At 37.8% G+C, this 17,739-nt stretch carries 17 protein-coding genes; 9 read left to right on the top strand and 8 right to left on the bottom strand.

The genetic code is table 11. The features are described 5' to 3' along the window. Positions 1-68 precede the first annotated feature (68 nt). Together ilvC and I6E85_RS02225 are read left to right on the top strand one after the other, a co-directional pair. A complete protein-coding gene (gene ilvC, locus I6E85_RS02230; protein ID WP_024589917.1) occupies positions 69-1,541 on the top strand; it encodes a ketol-acid reductoisomerase in 1,473 nt (490 codons plus the stop codon). 192 nt (positions 1,542-1,733) lie between these two features. Beyond that, positions 1,734-3,653: a methyl-accepting chemotaxis protein gene (locus tag I6E85_RS02225; RefSeq protein WP_024589916.1), complete on the top strand. Its 1,920-nt coding sequence runs from the start codon at positions 1,734-1,736 to the stop codon at positions 3,651-3,653. 88 nt (positions 3,654-3,741) lie between these two features. Here I6E85_RS02225 and I6E85_RS02220 read toward each other — a convergent pair whose 3' ends face one another. Continuing rightward, positions 3,742-4,071 carry a GIY-YIG nuclease family protein gene (locus I6E85_RS02220; RefSeq protein WP_007584123.1) on the bottom strand — a complete coding sequence of 110 codons (330 nt, stop codon included), beginning with the start codon at positions 4,069-4,071 and terminating at the stop codon, positions 3,742-3,744. A 107-nt stretch (positions 4,072-4,178) separates the two neighbouring features. Between I6E85_RS02220 and I6E85_RS02215 the strand changes: the two genes are divergently transcribed. Then, positions 4,179-4,538, top strand: coding sequence for an outer membrane protein assembly factor BamE (locus I6E85_RS02215; RefSeq protein ID WP_004335706.1), 360 nt, complete (start codon positions 4,179-4,181; stop codon positions 4,536-4,538). Positions 4,539-4,671: 133 nt separating this feature from the next. On the opposite strand, the gene I6E85_RS02210 is transcribed toward I6E85_RS02215, so the two are convergent. Further along, entirely contained in the window at positions 4,672-4,995 is a 324-nt protein-coding gene (locus I6E85_RS02210) for an RnfH family protein (protein ID WP_007584122.1), read from the bottom strand. Beyond that, positions 4,992-5,432 (bottom strand): type II toxin-antitoxin system RatA family toxin, encoded by a 441-nt coding sequence (locus tag I6E85_RS02205; RefSeq protein WP_007584120.1) that lies wholly within the window; start codon positions 5,430-5,432, stop codon positions 4,992-4,994. The genes I6E85_RS02210 and I6E85_RS02205 overlap by 4 nt, the downstream gene beginning before the upstream one ends. Positions 5,433-5,579: 147 nt before the next feature. Between I6E85_RS02205 and smpB the strand changes: the two genes are divergently transcribed. Beyond that, positions 5,580-6,059: an SsrA-binding protein SmpB gene (smpB, locus tag I6E85_RS02200; RefSeq protein WP_024599180.1), complete on the top strand. Its 480-nt coding sequence runs from the start codon at positions 5,580-5,582 to the stop codon at positions 6,057-6,059. Between the two features lie 746 nt (positions 6,060-6,805). Beyond that, positions 6,806-9,397: a TonB-dependent receptor gene (locus I6E85_RS02195; protein ID WP_024608153.1), complete on the top strand. Its 2,592-nt coding sequence runs from the start codon at positions 6,806-6,808 to the stop codon at positions 9,395-9,397. A 58-nt stretch (positions 9,398-9,455) separates the two neighbouring features. On the opposite strand, the gene I6E85_RS02190 is transcribed toward I6E85_RS02195, so the two are convergent. Next, on the bottom strand, positions 9,456-10,061 hold the full coding sequence (locus I6E85_RS02190) for a peroxiredoxin (protein WP_007378637.1): 606 nt from the start codon (positions 10,059-10,061) through the stop codon (positions 9,456-9,458). A 364-nt stretch (positions 10,062-10,425) separates the two neighbouring features. After that, positions 10,426-11,139, bottom strand: coding sequence for a fatty acid metabolism transcriptional regulator FadR (gene fadR, locus I6E85_RS02185; RefSeq protein ID WP_004335692.1), 714 nt, complete (start codon positions 11,137-11,139; stop codon positions 10,426-10,428). A gap of 544 nt (positions 11,140-11,683) precedes the next feature. Between fadR and dsbB the strand changes: the two genes are divergently transcribed. After that, the gene (gene dsbB / locus I6E85_RS02180; RefSeq protein WP_007584117.1) at positions 11,684-12,202 is read left to right on the top strand and encodes a disulfide bond formation protein DsbB; all 519 of its coding nucleotides are present in this window, start codon (positions 11,684-11,686) and stop codon (positions 12,200-12,202) included. 1 nt (position 12,203) lies between these two features. Continuing rightward, positions 12,204-12,506 carry a DUF6170 family protein gene (locus tag I6E85_RS02175; protein WP_010553884.1) on the top strand — a complete coding sequence of 101 codons (303 nt, stop codon included), beginning with the start codon at positions 12,204-12,206 and terminating at the stop codon, positions 12,504-12,506. Between the two features lie 24 nt (positions 12,507-12,530). Here I6E85_RS02175 and I6E85_RS02170 read toward each other — a convergent pair whose 3' ends face one another. Next, the gene (locus tag I6E85_RS02170; protein ID WP_024608155.1) at positions 12,531-12,827 is read right to left on the bottom strand and encodes a helix-hairpin-helix domain-containing protein; all 297 of its coding nucleotides are present in this window, start codon (positions 12,825-12,827) and stop codon (positions 12,531-12,533) included. A 313-nt stretch (positions 12,828-13,140) separates the two neighbouring features. On the opposite strand from I6E85_RS02170, the gene I6E85_RS02165 reads away from it, so the two are divergent. Continuing rightward, positions 13,141-13,458, top strand: coding sequence for a YebG family protein (locus tag I6E85_RS02165; RefSeq protein WP_007584105.1), 318 nt, complete (start codon positions 13,141-13,143; stop codon positions 13,456-13,458). Positions 13,459-13,732: 274 nt separating this feature from the next. On the opposite strand, the gene putP is transcribed toward I6E85_RS02165, so the two are convergent. Then, on the bottom strand, positions 13,733-15,211 hold the full coding sequence (putP, locus tag I6E85_RS02160; RefSeq protein ID WP_101217622.1) for a sodium/proline symporter PutP: 1,479 nt from the start codon (positions 15,209-15,211) through the stop codon (positions 13,733-13,735). Positions 15,212-15,543: 332 nt separating this feature from the next. On the opposite strand from putP, the gene I6E85_RS02155 reads away from it, so the two are divergent. Further along, a complete protein-coding gene (locus I6E85_RS02155) occupies positions 15,544-16,770 on the top strand; it encodes an EAL and HDOD domain-containing protein (RefSeq protein ID WP_007584100.1) in 1,227 nt (408 codons plus the stop codon). Between the two features lie 234 nt (positions 16,771-17,004). On the opposite strand, the gene I6E85_RS02150 is transcribed toward I6E85_RS02155, so the two are convergent. Then, entirely contained in the window at positions 17,005-17,736 is a 732-nt protein-coding gene (locus I6E85_RS02150) for a VacJ family lipoprotein (protein ID WP_007585858.1), read from the bottom strand. Positions 17,737-17,739: the final 3 nt, after the last annotated feature.

The following is a 17,739-nucleotide window of genomic DNA, read 5'->3' as shown; positions in this document are numbered from 1 at the left end:
ACATATGGTGTTTGTAAGCGCAACAAACCTTGCGCATCTAACAAACATGACTTTATAGGACACTAACAATGGCGAATTATTTCAATACCTTACCTTTACGCGAGCAATTAGCGCAATTAGCGCAATGTGAATTTATGGACGCAGGCGAATTTGCCGATGGCGTTGACGCACTTAAAGGTAAAAAACTAGTTATTGTAGGCTGTGGCGCACAAGGTTTAAACCAAGGCTTAAACTTACGTGACTCTGGTTTAGATGTTTCTTACACATTACGTGCTTCAGCTATTTCTGAGCGTCGCCAATCATTTTTAAATGCATCTGAAAACGGTTTTACTGTTGGTACTTATGAAGAATTAATTCCTACAGCTGACGTAGTACTTAACTTAACGCCAGATAAACAACATACCGCTGTAGTAAGTGCAATTATGCCACTTATGAAAAAAGACTCTACCCTTGCTTACTCTCATGGCTTTAATATCGTTGAAGAAGGAATGCAAGTACGTGAAGACATTACTGTAATCATGGTTGCGCCTAAGTGTCCTGGTTCTGAAGTACGTGAAGAATACAAACGCGGTTTTGGTGTACCAACTCTGATCGCAGTTCACCCAGAAAATGACCCTCAAGGTCTTGGTTTAGCACAAGCTAAAGCGTATGCAGCGGGTACTGGCGGACATCGCGCAGGTGTACTTAAATCATCATTTATTGCTGAGGTTAAGTCTGACCTAATGGGCGAGCAAACCATTTTATGTGGCATGTTACAAACTGGCTCTATTTTATGTTTTGATAAAATGGTAGAAAAAGGCGTTGATGCGGGTTATGCATCAAAACTAATTCAATACGGCTGGGAAGTAATTACCGAAGCACTTAAGTACGGCGGCGTTACTAACATGCTTGACCGCCTTTCAAACCCAGCAAAAGTAAAAGCGTTTGAACTAAGTGAAGAGCTAAAACTAATTATGCGTCCGCTTTATAATAAGCATCAAGATGACATCATCGACGGCACTTTCTCACGCACTATGATGGAAGACTGGAATAACGACGACGTAAACTTACTTAAATGGCGCGCAGAAACAGCAGAAACTAACTTTGAAAAGACCCCTGCTGGCGATGTAGAAATCTCTGAACAAGAATTTTTTGATAACGGTATTTTAATGGTAGCAATGGTTAAAGCAGGTGTTGAACTTGCATTTGAAACCATGACAGCAGCCGGCATTATCGAAGAGTCAGCTTACTACGAGTCATTACACGAAACGCCATTAATCGCCAATACTATTGCGCGTAAAAAGCTTTTTGAAATGAACCGTACTATCTCTGATACTGCAGAATACGGCTGTTATTTATATAACCATGCATGTTTACCATTACTTGCTGATTTTATGAAAAACGTTGATACAGACATTATCGGTAAAGGTCTTGGCGAGCACAGTAACCAAGTTGATAACCAAACATTAATTCAAATTAACGCTGCATTGCGCGAACACCCAGTTGAGAAAGTAGGTGCTAAATTACGTGGCTACATGTCAGCAATGAAAAAGATTGTTTAACCCTAAACAATAAATGTTTCGCTTGTTAGAAACCAAGCCCGTATGCTTTTTGCATGTGGGCTTTTTTATGCCTGTTAATAAAACTTTAACCAATCTGGTATATCTTTGCCTATTCTGCTTAGCCAATATTTAGTTCCAAATAAATAATGTGCTAATATGTTTTTCTATTTAGTTGTAAAATTAATTAATATCATGACGATACAAAATCTTTCGATCACTCAAAAAATCACAGCTTTAGGCAGTGTTATTGCTATATGCGTAGCCGCACTGATTGGTTTGACTTCCCTACACAGCTCAGAGGATATTATTGAGCGACGTATGATTGAGTCAGAGCTCCCTAGTAAACTGCAAACAATCAGCAATCACATAGGCGGTGAAATCAACGAGTTACTCGGTGCTGCTCAGCAACTATCATCAAACGAATTTATTTTACAATGGGCTCAATCAAACAACCAAGACGATACATTACTATTAAAAGAATTAAATCGCGTTGCCCAGCAATACGATTTAGCCACAGCATCTTGGGCAAATAGAGACACTGCACAGTACTGGAACCAGAATGGGTTTTTGCGTGTGTTAAAAAACGATGCAGCCGATGGCTGGTTCTTTGCTTTTAAGCAATCAAAACAACCTTACTCTATCAGTATTTATCAAGAGTCAGCCAATGATGTGAAAATGTTTGTAAATCATCAGCAGGCTAATGGGACTGGTTTAGCAGGTCTTGCAAAAAGCATCACTGATATGCAAAAGCTATTACAGCAATTTAAAATTGAGCAAACAGGCTTTGTATTCATTGCAGATAAAAGTGGATTGATTCAGCTTCATAAAGATGCAAGTAAAGTAGCTAAAGCAAACATTGATGATTTATATACTGCAAATATCCACAGCCAACTATTTAATAGTAATGGCTTTGCACTAGAAGAAATTAATTTAAATGGCGAACCGACACTTGTAGCTGCTATGCCTATTAAAAACACCGATTTATATGTTGTAGCCCAAGTGCCAAAAAGTGAAGTTTTCGCAAGCGTAAACACCCTGCAATGGCAAATATTTACTTTTACGGTAATTACAGCATTGGTTGCGAGTTTAATCAGTTATTTGCTTGCTCGCTCACTTTCATCTCCACTTTCTAAAATGGCTGAGTTATTTTCACGCCTAGGCTCCGGCGATGCAAATTTAGCGTACCGCTTACCAGAATCGAGCCAACCAGAGCTTAACAATCTAAGTAACGGCTTTAACCAGTTTATAAATAAAATAGAAACAGCGATTACTCAAGTTGCCAGCGAAAGTCACGATATTAGAAAAAGCTCTGATCATGTATTTGAACAAGCAAAACGAAACTCCCAAGCAATAGACAACCAAAAAGAACAAACAATATCTGTCGCAGCAGCAATCAACGAAATGGGCGCTACAGTACAAGAAATAGCGCAAAGCGCAGCAAATACAGCTAAGTTAACCGATAACAGCCGCGAAAACACCATTCAAAGTCACAAACAAGTACTCCAAAGCCAAGCAACTATATCAGCCCTTGCCAGCGATATTGATGGCATAACAGAGCAAGTTACTTTGCTTTCTAAAAAAACGGTTGATATTGCAAGTATTGTGGACTCAATTAGAGGCATATCGGATCAAACTAATCTACTTGCTTTAAATGCTGCAATTGAATCTGCTCGCGCAGGTGAACACGGACGCGGCTTTGCTGTTGTTGCTGATGAAGTACGTGCACTGGCAAACCGTACATCGCAATCAACCACCGAAATTCAATCTATGATTGAAGAGCTTACAAAAATATCTGATGATGTAGTTAATGATATTAGCCAATCGAAAGATAAAGCTCAGCAAAGCGTTGGTGCAATGCAAAGCTCTGTTGAATTACTTGATACGATAACCGAAACAGCAAATCAAATAAACGATATGGCTACGCTTATAGCGACTGCAACTGAGCAGCAAAGTAATGTGGTTGCCGATGTAAGTCGTAATATTGAGCAAATTAGCGAAATTAGCGATAAAGCAATGAGCGAACAAATCAATACAGAGCAAGCGATTCGCGACTTAGCCAACAGTGCACAAACACTTGATGCGCTTGTAGCTACCTTTGAAAAGCATCGCTAAGCGACTCTAATATTACACGCCAGCTATGAGCATAAGCTATATTCGAAGATAGTTTTTGCTCATAACGAATATGCTTAATTTACACAAACTAAGTACTTTTGCTATCGCCAGTATTAAATGCTGAAACGTACGCTTCCTTTTTAGCTCTAGGAAGCTTTTTTAATTGATACTCAAGCTTACTTGCTTCACTTTTATTACCTACTTGTTGTTGATGGATAAGTAAAAGAGGCCCTTTTCCTCTAAGGTTTTTAGCCCCTTTACCAGCTTGATGAGTTGCAAAGCGTTTTTCAACATTAGTCGTGATCCCTGTGTACCAATGACCAAATCGTGTTTCAACTATATATAAAAACCAAGTAGACTCAGTTTTTAAAATATTCGTTTCAATATGCTGTAAACTTTTTTCATTATCAGTGGTCAAAACATTACCTTAACGCCCTTAACATAAAACAATTGCTTAAAAGGGTTTTACCTTCAGTGACTAATCGGTATCATGCAGATTATAAAAAATAAGGATCACAACTAACAATGCAGTCGTTAAAAACTTTTTCTCTTTGGCTTATCGTCGCTTTAACACTTAGCTCAGCAGCAGGTTGCTCTAGCTGGGTATACCGAATTAACATTCCACAAGGCAACTTTTTAGAGCAATCGGATGTTGAAAAACTTCGTGTAAATATGACCCGAGAGCAAGTTGTTTATGTATTAGGTAGACCTATTGCCGAGGACGCCTTTGATAACAATACATGGCGCTATATTTACAGCTTTAATAAAGGCCGTAAAAACGAACAAAATAAAGAGTTAGTAATTAACTTTGAAAATGAAAAGTTAGTTTCAATCTCAGGTGATTATGACCAACCTGAAAACTTTACTACACCGCTAGAGCAATAAACGTCTCAGGTAGTAAAAAAGGTGAGCATGGCTCACCTTTTTTATTGGTTTACTTAAAAAGCTTTTACCATTTTAAACGACGTTAGCGTGTGATTTAATCTGTTAAATTGTTCGAAGTTTATGCCGATTGGTATTACTTCTCGAGTGGGCGACCACCCGTTATTTTATTTGCACGCCCCTCTTCTTTTGCTTTTTCTGCACGTTTTCTGCGGGCATCTTTAGGATCTGCAATTAATGGACGGTATATTTCTATACGGTCACCGTCTTTTAATTCATAGTTAGCTTTTACAGTTCGATTCCACACACCTAACGTTAGCGATGTGGCATCTATTTCTGGGCACTTTTCTATAATACCTGACTGAATAACAGCTTGCTCGACTGTAGTCCCTTGTGGCACTTCAATTGATAAACACGTGGCCGTGGTCGGTAATGCAAAGACCACCTCAACATTAATCATACTCGCGCTCCATAAACCTGTTTTGCACGTTGAGTAAATGCACTCACCATATTTTTTGCTACATCGTTAAAAATCTTTCCAAAGGCAAGCTCTATTAACTTACTTGAAAATTCAAACTCTAGGTGCAAATGAACCTTACATGCTTTGGCGTCAAGCTCTTGAAAATGCCAGCGCCCTTTTAACGTCTTAAACGGACCATCAACAAGGCGCAATAACACGGTTTGCTCATCAACAAAGGTGTTTTCGGTGGTAAACCACTTTTTTATACCCGCCTTAGATATTTCTAAACTCGCGGTCATGTTATTATCGTGCTGTGAAACAATTTTTGAGTCTGAGCAATTTGGTAAAAACTGTGAATAAGCTTCTACATCATTAACTAGATCAAACATCTCTTTAGTGCTGTACATAACCAGCGCACTTTTTTCTATTTGTGGCATACTCACTCCCAACTGTGTGGGCGAATTTTAGCAAGCTTTGCGCGTTTCCCCAAATTTTCATGCGGCTTAAATTAAAGCTAAATTTTTAAAAGCATTATTAAAAAAATCGATGTAAAACATCTCACATTACGTATATTATAGGGCACTATGGCTAAGAAAAATTCATCAAAATCGACAAGTAATACCATCGCGCTAAACAAAAAAGCGCGACATGAGTATTTTTTACACGATAAGTTTGAAGCAGGTATTGAACTACAAGGCTGGGAAGTTAAAAGTATCCGAGCTGGTAAAGTAAATATCACAGAAACTTATATTCATCTTAAAAATGGCGAAGCATTTCTACTTGGCAGTCAGATTCAGCCACTTATTAGTGCCTCGACCCATGTAATTTGCGACCCGCTACGTTATCGTAAATTGCTATTAAGCAGACGCGAACTTGACCGTTTATTCGGTGCTACAGAGCGCGATGGCTATTCTTTAATAGCTACAGCGATGTACTGGAAAAACTGCTGGGTAAAACTTGAGTTTCATCTAGCAAAAGGTAAAAAGCTACACGACAAACGCGAAGACGGTAAAGATAAAGACTGGTCGCGTGAAAAAGAACGCTTAATGAAGCATAAAGCATAATTAAAAACGCCTAATTTATTAGGCGTTTTTAATTTCACCTATATAAAAACTCAAATAATACCAGCTCGCTTAATTAAGTAATCTGTTTTGAGATAAGAAAATCGTGTCGATAACAAGACAAAACTTGTTATACCAATCTGCTTATATATGGGGTCTATTTAACGTTAAGAAAATTACGCTAGAACTAGGCAAAAATTTTTATATCTAGTTGTTCTAAATAAAAAATTTTTAACGACGTTATAGTGCAATTTAATTCGTTAAATTGATCAAAGATTTATGCAGGTTGGTATTACTTAGCCATTATCAGCAATTGCTCCTGCATTACCCCACCTCCTGTATCTAGCAGTCGTAAATCAGAAAATTTCAATGCCTTTAGCATCAACTTTAACCCCTCAAATTGATTAAGTATTACTGCGAATTGGTATTACATAATTGAATAAATTAAAAGCAGAAAAACAAACATAAGTTTTAATTTATAGAAATAAATTATTACAAATTATTTCTATCACTAGCTATTCCACACATGGCTTCATCTAGCTATATAACAATTATTAACTCTATGTCCTATTCACGCTTAGTTTCACCTAGAAAACAAAGTATAAATAAGGTCATAAAACCCACAAAAAAGCATTGAAACTAATACTTAAATCACAAATTAAGCTAATTGCTAACACTTAAGTTACATGATATTAATACCCGCGCTTGTTAAGCAAATAATTTTATAATATATCAACAAGGACTTAAGGATGAAGCAATCAACTGCATTTACACCAAGCATTATTGTGGGCGCAACACTCGCATTATCAGCAGGTTTTACAACAACAGCCTACGCAGCAGAAGAAGCTAAAAAAGTAGAGCGAATTCAGGTTACTGGTTCTCGTATTAAGCGAACTGATATTGAAGGGCCTTCTCCGGTACAGTCAATCGGTAGAGCTGAAATCGAAAACATGGGTTACGATAATTTACAGCAACTTCTAGAAAGAATGCCTGTAGCAGGTAGCGGTACTTTCTCTACTCGTGGTAACAACCAAGATTCAACCGCTAACGGTTCAGCTGCAGTAAGCTTACGTGGCTTAGGAGCCGATGCAACACTGGTATTAATTAATGGTCGCCGTGTATCAATTAGTGCCTTTGCTGAAGGTATCACCAACTCATTTGTAGATATTAACAGTATTCCTGTTTCTGCTATTGAGCGTATCGACATACTAAAAGATGGCGCTTCAGCTATCTATGGCTCAGATGCAGTAGCGGGTGTAGTTAACGTTATCTTAAAGAAAGATATTGATGGTGTTGAGATTAACCTAGGCTATGGCGGTACGGATGGTCCAAATTATGAAGAAACAACAGCAAGCCTAGTTTGGGGTACAACAAGCGAAAAAAGTAGTGCATCTGTTATTATCGATTACTTTAAAAACACATCTCTTTCTTCTGATGAAATGGGCAGCCTTGGCACTGCAAACCAAGCACCTTATGGTGGTGAAGATTTCCGTTCATCTCGTGGTTTCCCAGGCTACTTTTATGTGGATGGCGTTAAAACAATCGACCCTGCCTGTCCTGCTGAAAATGCAACTTCAAGTGGTAGCTGTTTATTTGATTACGGCCCATATGGATATGTTGCCCCAGCATCTGAGCGTGTAGGCGCTATTTCACAATTTGAATACCGCTTTGATAACGGCATTACTGGCTTTTTAGAAATGGCTGTTCAGCATAACAGCTCTGTCGCTGCAGGTGCACCAACACCACTTGATGAAGATGCAGGCCTTACGGTACCCGCTAATCACCCAAACAATCCATTTGGTGAAGACATTCAAATTGGTCGTTACCGTACAGTAGATGCAGGCGCTCGCCAATGGGACATTGAGTCAGACACCTTACGCTTTGTTGCAGGGTTAAAAGGCGAAATAAACGATTGGAGCTGGGAGACAGCGGTACAAAAAGGTCGCAGTAAATCACTACAAACAGGCGATCGTACACAAGGCTGGGTACGCACCGATTTCTTACAACAAGAAATTGATGCCGGTAACTATAATCCATTCGGTGGCACATATAACGACCCAGCTGTAATTGACAGAATCACAACTAGCTTAGTGCGTCGCGGTGAGTCTCATATGACCTCTTTTGACGCTAACATTACAGGTGAAGCGTTTAGTTTTGGTGGCGAAGCTGTAATGATGGCCGCCGGTATTGAGTACCGTGAAGAAGATGTAAATGATATCCCTGATGATCAATTTCAACGTGGCTTAATATTTGGTACTGAATCAGTATCAGCTTCTGCTGATCGTGAACAATACGCTGCATATGTTGAGTTCTCAATCCCACTTGCTGAAAACCTCGAACTACAATTAGCCGGTCGTTACGATGATTATAGCGACTTTGGTACAACAACAAATCCAAAAATAGCTCTGCGCTGGGCACCGACTGATGAAGTAACGGTTCGTGGTTCTTGGGCGCAAGGCTTTAGAGCGCCTTCGTTAGCGCAAATAGGCTTAGGTCCATCACAAAAAAGCCAATTTTTTGTTGATACACAGCGCTGTGAACAAACAGGATTAGATTGCCAAGCACTTGATTACAACATTGAGTTCTCTGGTAACCCTGATTTACAAGCAGAAGAGTCAGAATCATGGAACGTGGGCGTTATCTGGGCACCAACAGCTGAGTTTGGTTTAAGTGTTGATGTATGGAGCATTACTCAAGATAATAAAATCGATGAAGAAGAATTTGGTCCTATTTATGCTGCAGAATGTGGTAACCAAAATAGTACCGTATGTGTTCGTTTAGCTCCTACAGGCGGTGCAAGCTTAGGCACAATACAAAAAATACACAGCACATTTAAAAATTTATCATCGCAAGAAGTATCTGGTGTTGATGTTTCAGCAAACTATAACCACTCTCTTGATGACTTAGGTTTACTTAAATTTAATTTAGAGTGGGCATATCAGGATAAGTTTGAAAAAGATGGTCGTGATTACACGGGTGAATATGGCTACCCAGAGCATCGCTTTATTTTCTCAACCAACTGGGAAATTGGTGAGTTTAACACCAATGTAAATATCAGTTATGTAGGCGAATTTGAAGATACGCCTGATATCGACTTTGATGGCAATTTAGACTTTGATAGCAATACTTCACGTATGATTGACTCGCAAACGCTTGTTGATTTACAAACGTCGTACCGTATTACTGAGTCAGCTAAAATATCTTTAGGTGTTAATAACTTATTTGATGAAGAGCCACCATTTGCAATTGGTGATGGCGATGGCGATTTATATGGTTATGCATCAGCTGTGCATAACCCTCGTGGCCGCTACTTGTACACTAAAGTAAGTTTTTCTTTCTAAATAAAAGACACAAAAAAACCGCCAATTGGCGGTTTTTTATTTAAAACTAAGGGCTAAATTATAGCTCGCCTTCGTTTTCAGATAAGAACTTAGCAACGCCTTCAGGGCTTGCGTCCATACCTTTTTTACCTTCAGTCCAACCAGCAGGACATACTTCACCGTGCTCAGTGTGGAACGCTAGCGCGTCAACCATGCGAAGCATTTCGTCGATGTTACGACCTAGTGGCAAATCGTTCACTACTTGGTGACGTACATTGCCTTCTTCGTCGATTAAGAATGAACCACGAAATGCAACACCCGCTTCTGGATGCTCAACGTCATACGCTTTACAAATTTCGTGTTTAACATCTGCAACTAGTGCGTATTGAACTTTACCAATACCGCCGTCTGCAACAGCAGTGTTACGCCATGCGTTATGTGAGAATTGTGAATCGATAGAAACACCAATTACTTCTACGCCACGCTTTTGAAACTCTTCAAAACGCTTATCAAATGCAATAAGTTCAGAAGGACATACAAACGTGAAATCTAGTGGGTAAAAGAAGATAACTGCTTTTTTACCTTTAATTGTTTCATGAAGGTTATAGCTATCTACAATTTCACCATTACCAAGAACAGCTGCAGCGGTAAAGTCTGGTGCCTGGCGGCCTACTAATACACCCATTTTATTCTCCAAATATTTTGAGTTTGTTTTCAATTGCTTTCGCAATGCTGGTACTTATATGGGCGCTAAAAATTAAAAACCAATAGCGCACACATATAATTAATTGGCATTCTAAAGTTATTCACTACAAAAGAACAATCGCATTTAACGATGTGAGCAATCGAAAATAACGAACACTTACAACTTGCACTAATCTGCTTGAATAATAGGTCTATTTTGAAGTGTAAATTGCGTTGTAATTAGATAGAACTTTTGACGTTACTGAAGAAAGCTTAATACATTAAATTGTTTAAAAATTCATATAATGCGGTATTAATTTTTACAGCTACAAAAAAACCTGCAAATGCAGGTTTCTCGTTTAGATTTAATCCATTATATCTGAGGGCATATCGCCACGGATTTTTTGCCAAATCTCACCTGTTTGATGACCGTATTTACGCATCATCGAAATAGCACCATCATGCTCTTTATTTTCTGCCAAGATTGTTAAATCTTTATAAAACTGACGTGCAAGTTCACGAGTTCCGGCATCAGAGAAGTAATGACAACCAATCTTTGAATAAAAGCCTCTAAAACCGTTGAGTATTAATACATAAATACGGTTATTACCCGCAACGGCTAATTCGTGATGAACTTTATAATCGTAGTCAGCAAATGCCTGCGCAGTGTCTTCTAGCTCATGACTTTGTGATAAAATTTCAATTACACGTTCAGGATTTAACTTAATTGCAGCACGTGTATAAATAGCACTAATATTAGTACGTGCAGATAAAAGCTGATCTGTCAGCTCTGGCATCTTGTCTTCATCTAAGCGCGCTAGTGTTTCAAGAATATTTAAGCCAGACGTTTCCCAAAAGTTATTTACTTTTGTTGGTTTACCATGCTGAATTGTTAACCAGCCATCACGTGCTAAACGCTGCAATACTTCTCTCAAGGTCGTTCTTGTTACACCAATTAACTCTGAAAGTTCTCGCTCGGCAGGTAGAATTGAACCTGGAGGGAAATCGCCGTTCCAAATAGATTCAACTATATATTCTTCAGCAAATCCTGCTGGGCTTTTCGCTTTAAAAATTCTCATCCAGTTCCCACTCGAATTAATCAACACTCATCGTTTTACACGAATAACTGACTGATTGTACCAGACGAAGCATAACTAACAAGTAAAGTCAGGTATATTAATAAGCAAATGAGTAGAAATTAAAGATTAATAAATAATAAAATTTAGGTTTTTCTAATATAGCTACAATGTATAAATATACAGAGCAATATTCATTGTAGGTACATTGTAATTATTGGTGTTTTTTATTTACACCATACCTAGCTTAATCAACTTAAAACACATAAGTACATTAAAAAGGAACACCTATGCAACAGAGCGTTCTAACCGCAACTTTAAAGAATTTTTTAGGCAATGCACCAATGTTGTATAAGTAAGCGATATAACTAAGCTTATGTATCAATGGGAACTAAGTAGAGCGTCATGTAGCCTCTGCTGAGGCTGCATTGAGTGGTCAATAATTTCATCTTATAAAAAGCGACTTCGGTAGCTTTTTTTTCCTTTTTGTTGCCGCATACATTATCCTAGGTCATAATCTAACGTCTTATTTAAACGCGGAATTTTTATGAACTGGCTTGCGCAATTACCCACCCAACGTACCCCGTGGCTTTTATTTACAGCTATCGTTTTTTTACTTGAAGTGACCGCCCTTTTCTTTCAATACCAAATGGGATTGGCGCCTTGCATAATGTGCATATATCAACGTACAGCCGTACTGGGTCTATTAGGCGCAGGAATCGTAGGTTCGACTAAACCACAGAGCAAAGCAGTTCGTATATTAGCGTATGTAATTTGGGGTGTATCGAGTGTTTGGGGATATTTAATTGCTCGCGAGCATATTGATATGCAAACCACCACAGACCCCTTTGCATTTAGCTGTGAGTTTGAACCAAACTTCCCATCGTTTATGCCGCTACATGAATGGATACCTAGCTTTTTTCAGGCGACCGGGGATTGTGGAAATATAGATTGGCAGTTTGTTGGTTTGAGCATGCCTGCTTGGATGGAAATTATATTTGGGATTTTCTCACTAACACTATTTATTATAGTTATTGGCCGTTTATTAATTAAAAAGTCGATTTGATATGTTTACATTTTTTTCAAGCCAATTAGATGAGCTTAAACATCTAAAAGTACGCAAGCGCCAAGACGTAATAGCACTTTCTTTAAGTATGTTATCGCCAACTGATAAAGTGTTACTGCGTATTATTAAATTAATATTACTAAGTCCACTATTTTTAATATTCACGGTATTTAAAGGTTGGATATTAATCCCGTTTTTGATACTCGGCGGACTTTGCTACCCACTTTTAACAACACCTATTGAAATCAACTTTGCTAAAAAACACTTAAGCGATGCATTAAAACAATTTAATCAGGGCGCATAGCGCCCTGATTGTTATCTACTGCTATTAAAGTGAAATTTTCCCCTCTAATTTGGCTAATAGTTTTTTACCAATTCCTTTAACTTGCGATAAATCACTAACGCTTTTAAATTCGCCGTTTTCTTCACGGTAATCCACAATTGCCTGCGCTTTTTTCTTACCTATACCTGGTAGCTTAGCAAGCATCTCTGCATCAGCATTATTTATACTAATTGTCTCAACTTGAGGCATTTGCTTAGTTACTTCCGATAGTTGTGCATATACGGTAGTTGCAGGTAGTAAGCATAATAAGCTTATTATGAATAAATTTTTTAACGTTTTCATCAAACTTGTCCCTATTCTTCTTTTCTTAATTTTGAATGTTGCTCAGGAAAACCAAAAAGTAAGGAACTGAAAAGCTCATCATTTAAAGTGTACCTAAACGCATTATCACTATGATCCGAAATCCTGAAAATGCAGCTGGTACAACAAGTGATTGCTTAACTAAAGTAAAGTTACCGTTTTTTGTCAAATTTAAGACACCTAAAAATTAATACTTCGCGCTTGCAAATTTACGCCCAAACCATTACTGTACATAAAAACAGTAATCTAATGGTTTTTACAAACCACGGTGCCAAGCAATTTTGCAGGAGAAATCATGGCTGTTGTTGTTAAATATGTTGTAGAACGAAACGGAGTCGAGCGTATGACGTTTACTACCAAAAAAGAAGCTGATGCTTATGACAAGATGCTCGATATAGCAGAATCACTTGAGCTAATGCTAGAAAAGGTAGACGTACCGCTTAGTGAGCAACAAATTGAATCACTTGCTTTAGAAATAGCGAAAAGCAAAGATGACTTTATGACCATATTAAAGGGCGGCAAAGATCCAGTTGTTACCAAAGCGCCAGCAAAAAGTAAAAAGTCAGATAACGTTGCGTCAATTGAAGATAACAACGATAAAAAAGCAAGTTAACTCGTAGATTGCCCTCTCCTCGGACGGGACAAACTAAATAAAAAAGGGAGCAACTTAGTTGCTCCCTTTTTTATTATACCAATTCGCTTAATTAAGTGATCTATTTTGAGGGTGGAAAAACGTGTTGATAGCTAGGCAAAAAATTGATATTTAGTTGTTCTAAATGATAATTTTTTAACGCCGGTAGCAACACGTTTAGCACCGCAAAATGATTAAGTATTATCGCGGATTGGTATTACTTACTACTCATTTTAAAATGAATAGTAATTGCTATTTAAAGCTCTTTTTCTACTTCATCAAATAAAGCAGTGATGTTTTGCTCTGGCTCTTTTGTTACTAAGCTAACAACAACAATTGCGATACTCGCTAAAATAAAGCCAGGTACTATTTCATACATAAAGCTACTTAAACTTTCACCATTAATAGTAAACGGACCATAAATCCAAACAAGCACTGTAAACGCACCTACTAACATACCAGATAAGGCGCCAGCAAAATTCATACGTTTCCAATAAAGGCTAAACAATACAAGAGGTCCAAAAGCAGCACCAAAGCCTGCCCATGCATTACTTACTAGGTCTAAAATAGAGCTATCTCTATCGTACGCTAAATAAATTGCAAACAGGGCAACAAATGCAACGCTAATTCGACCAACAGTAACTAATTCAAAGTCGCTAGCATCTTTACGTAAAAATGTTTTATATAAATCTTCAGTCAATGAACTTGAGCTTACTAGCAATTGCGATGAGATAGTACTCATGATAGCAGCCAAAATTGCAGCTAGTAAAAAGCCAGCAATAAGTGGATGGAACAATAACTCAGAAAGAATTAGGAAAATCGTTTCAGGATCTTCAACTACAATATTATTCTCATAAGTATAAGCAGCACCAAATATACCAGTACCAACAGCACCAAGGGCAGCAACAATCATCCATGTCATACCAATACGGCGAGCTTTAGGCATATCCTTAACACTACGTACCGACATAAAACGAACGATGATATGTGGTTGACCAAAATAACCTAAACCCCATGCCATTGCAGAAATAATACCTAATGCAGAGCCTGCTCCAATCCAGTTAAGCATATCTGGATTTACACTATGTAAAGTAGATTCTAGAGGTTGTTCAAGTAAAGAGTATGCAACGGTAGGCACTAGAATCAGCGCGATGAACATAATACAACCTTGCACGAAATCAGTTAAGCTAACCGCTAAAAAACCACCAAACAAAGTGTATAAAACAACGACACCCGTTGTAATGTATAAACCCACTTCATAACTTAAACCAAATGAGCTTTCAAACAATTTTCCGCCGGCTACAACACCAGATGACGTGTAAAGAGTAAAGAAGACTATAATCACAACAGCTGATACAACACGTAATAAGTTTGACTTATCATTGAAGCGATTTGAGAAGTAATCTGGGATTGTTATAGAGTCATTTGCTTTTTCAGTGTACACACGTAATCTAGGTGCAACTAACAGGTAATTTAACCAAGCACCAATCACCAAACCAATTGCTATCCATGTACTACTAAAACCAGTAACAAACATCGCACCAGGTAGGCCCATTAAAATCCAGCCACTCATGTCAGATGCACCTGCAGATAGTGCAGCAACACTTGGTGATAGATTTCGTCCACCTAACATGTAACCTGATACATCGCCAGTAGATTGCTTATATGCATATAGTCCGATACCTAACATTACAACAAAATATAATGCTAGTGAAATAATCATTCCTGTTTCCAAATTAGCCTCCGCATAATTATTAATAACAGGCTCTTGATCCGAATATTGACTCTTAAAATATTATAATAAAGACACTATTAGGATAAAAACCATTCTCGCTGACTATATCATGCCTAACAATAAAATCTCCAACTTGTTGCTTCCAGCTGATACAAAAATACTCATGTTGAATAATTTTAAAGCGAATTGGTAAAATATAATAAATTAAATAGAAGAAACACCTTAATTTATAATGATAATTTATTAATCATGCAAATATACGTAATGCTATTTTGAATCTTTTGCCATATATTATTACAATACCCAATTACATCACTCTTACGGAACTGTTTATGTATTTTTACGCTGCACGTCAACCGATTTTAGATAGAGATAAAAAACTTATCGGTTATGAGCTTTTATTTCGTGATGGCGTTGATAACGTATTTCCCGATATAGATGGTGACGAAGCAACAACACGACTTATAGAGGGTAGCCAGTTTAATTTTGGTTTAGAAGATTTAACCGACAATAAACCTGCTTATATAAACTTCACCCTAGAAACACTATCAAAGGGTTACCCTACACTACTAGGTAAAGACACTATAGTTGTAGAAATACTTGAAACTATCCAGCCTGGTAAGCGTTTATTAGCTATCGTTAAAGATTTAAAAGATAAAGGTTACACTATTGCTCTTGATGACTACATTCATCAACCTGTATGGCGTCATTTTTACCCATTTATTGATATTATTAAAATAGACTTTTTAGCATCCGATATAGATACAATAAAAACGGTTCTAAACGATTTAAAACCGCACTCACATATTAAGTTACTTGCCGAAAAAGTAGAAACCTATGAAATTTACCAACAAGCTTTAGAGCTTGGGTTTGATTATTTCCAAGGATTTTTCTTCTCAAAACCTGAAATGGTACAAAGTAAGGCTCTACCACCATCAGAAATGGCATTAGCTGAATTACTTTACGAAACATCAAGTGTTGATATGGATCTTAAGAAAATCACTGATGTGTTTGAACGTGATGTAAACCTATCTTATAAATTACTTAGGTATTCAAATTCTGCCGCATTTGCAAGACGCGCAGAAATAAGTACCATTAAGCAAGCTCTTATAGTGCTTGGCGCCAACGAAATTAAAAAGCTATTGTCACTACTGTTTGCAGCACAAGTATCAGCAGATAAACCTGTAGAGCTAATAAGGCTATCGCTTACGCGCGCTCGATTTGCTGAATTGCTCGCTATATCCCATGGGCAGTTTAAAGATACCGGCATGGCATTTTTAACCGGTATGATGTCGCTAATGGATGCAATTTTGGATGAGAGCATGGAAAGCGTGATGAAAAAGCTTCCACTTTCTAATGACATAAAAGCAGCGCTATTAAACGATGAAGGCTTGCTAGCAAAATATTTAAACTTAGTTAAATACTACGAGCAAGCAAACTGGTCAGCTGCAAACGAGCTAACGAAAGAACTAAATCTAGGTGAAAAAGTTCCCGATGCTTATCATGAAGCGCTAGCTTGGGTTAATGAACAAATGCAGTTAGTAGTGAACGAAAAATAAACTACCTGAACTCTGGTTAAGATATTTAAATTTATTTTTCTCTAGCCAGAGATTTTCAGTGAAAACAAGGCGAACTTACGCGTCAATAGTTGACCTATTGCAAGTAAATTCAACGTAGTTAGCGCTGAAAATAACTGCTCGAGATAGATTTATTATCCAGAGTTCAGGTTAAATATATAAACAGCAAATAAAAACGCCAGCATTTAGCTGGCGTTTTTATGAGTGGCTTTTCAATTATAAACTTTCTAAAAAGTCTTCATCAAAATCAGCTGGCTCTTCTTTTATAGGTGGGTTGCCATCGTACAGCTCATAAATTTGACGCTGGAAGTAAATATCTTTTACAAATAAGTACGGATCAAGTGAATCATTTAATAACCCTTCTTGTGGGATTAATGATGCACGTGCCTCAACTGCTTTTAAAACAAACACTAGAATAGTTTGTGGAGTCGTTAGCGCAACTTCAGGTAATACAAAGTTGTCGACTACATCACCGGTCAGGTTACGTGCTGTTGTAGGACCCATGCCAGGTAGCATTAAATAAGCGCCATCACCCACGCCCCATACACCTAACGTTTGTCCAAAGTCTTCATCTACAATTTCAAGACCAAGTGAACTGGCAACATCAAAAATACCAAAAATACCAACCGTAGAGTTAACTAAAAAACGCGCTAAGCTCACACTTGCATTACCCGGCTTACCTTGCAAACCCGCATTAATCATATCGACAGGTGCTGTAATATTACCTGTGAAATTAACAATACCATTTCTTACCGGTACAGGCGTTACTTCAACATAACCTACAGCAACTGGGCGCAATAAATAAGCATCCAGTACATCCATATTAAAGTCGTATAACGGACGATTAATACTTTGCAGCGGATCTCTGTCATCTACTTTGCTTTGTGGTACTTGAGCACACCCGGCTAGTATCAATAAACATAAAAAAGTAAAACTGTGTTTTAACATCTA

The sequence above is a fragment of the Pseudoalteromonas sp. NZS71 genome (genome assembly GCF_015864715.1).
GTDB classification, from domain to species: domain Bacteria; phylum Pseudomonadota; class Gammaproteobacteria; order Enterobacterales; family Alteromonadaceae; genus Pseudoalteromonas; species Pseudoalteromonas arctica.
Note: the sequence above shows the minus strand (reverse complement) of the source record. Positions and strands in the feature narration are given on the sequence as shown.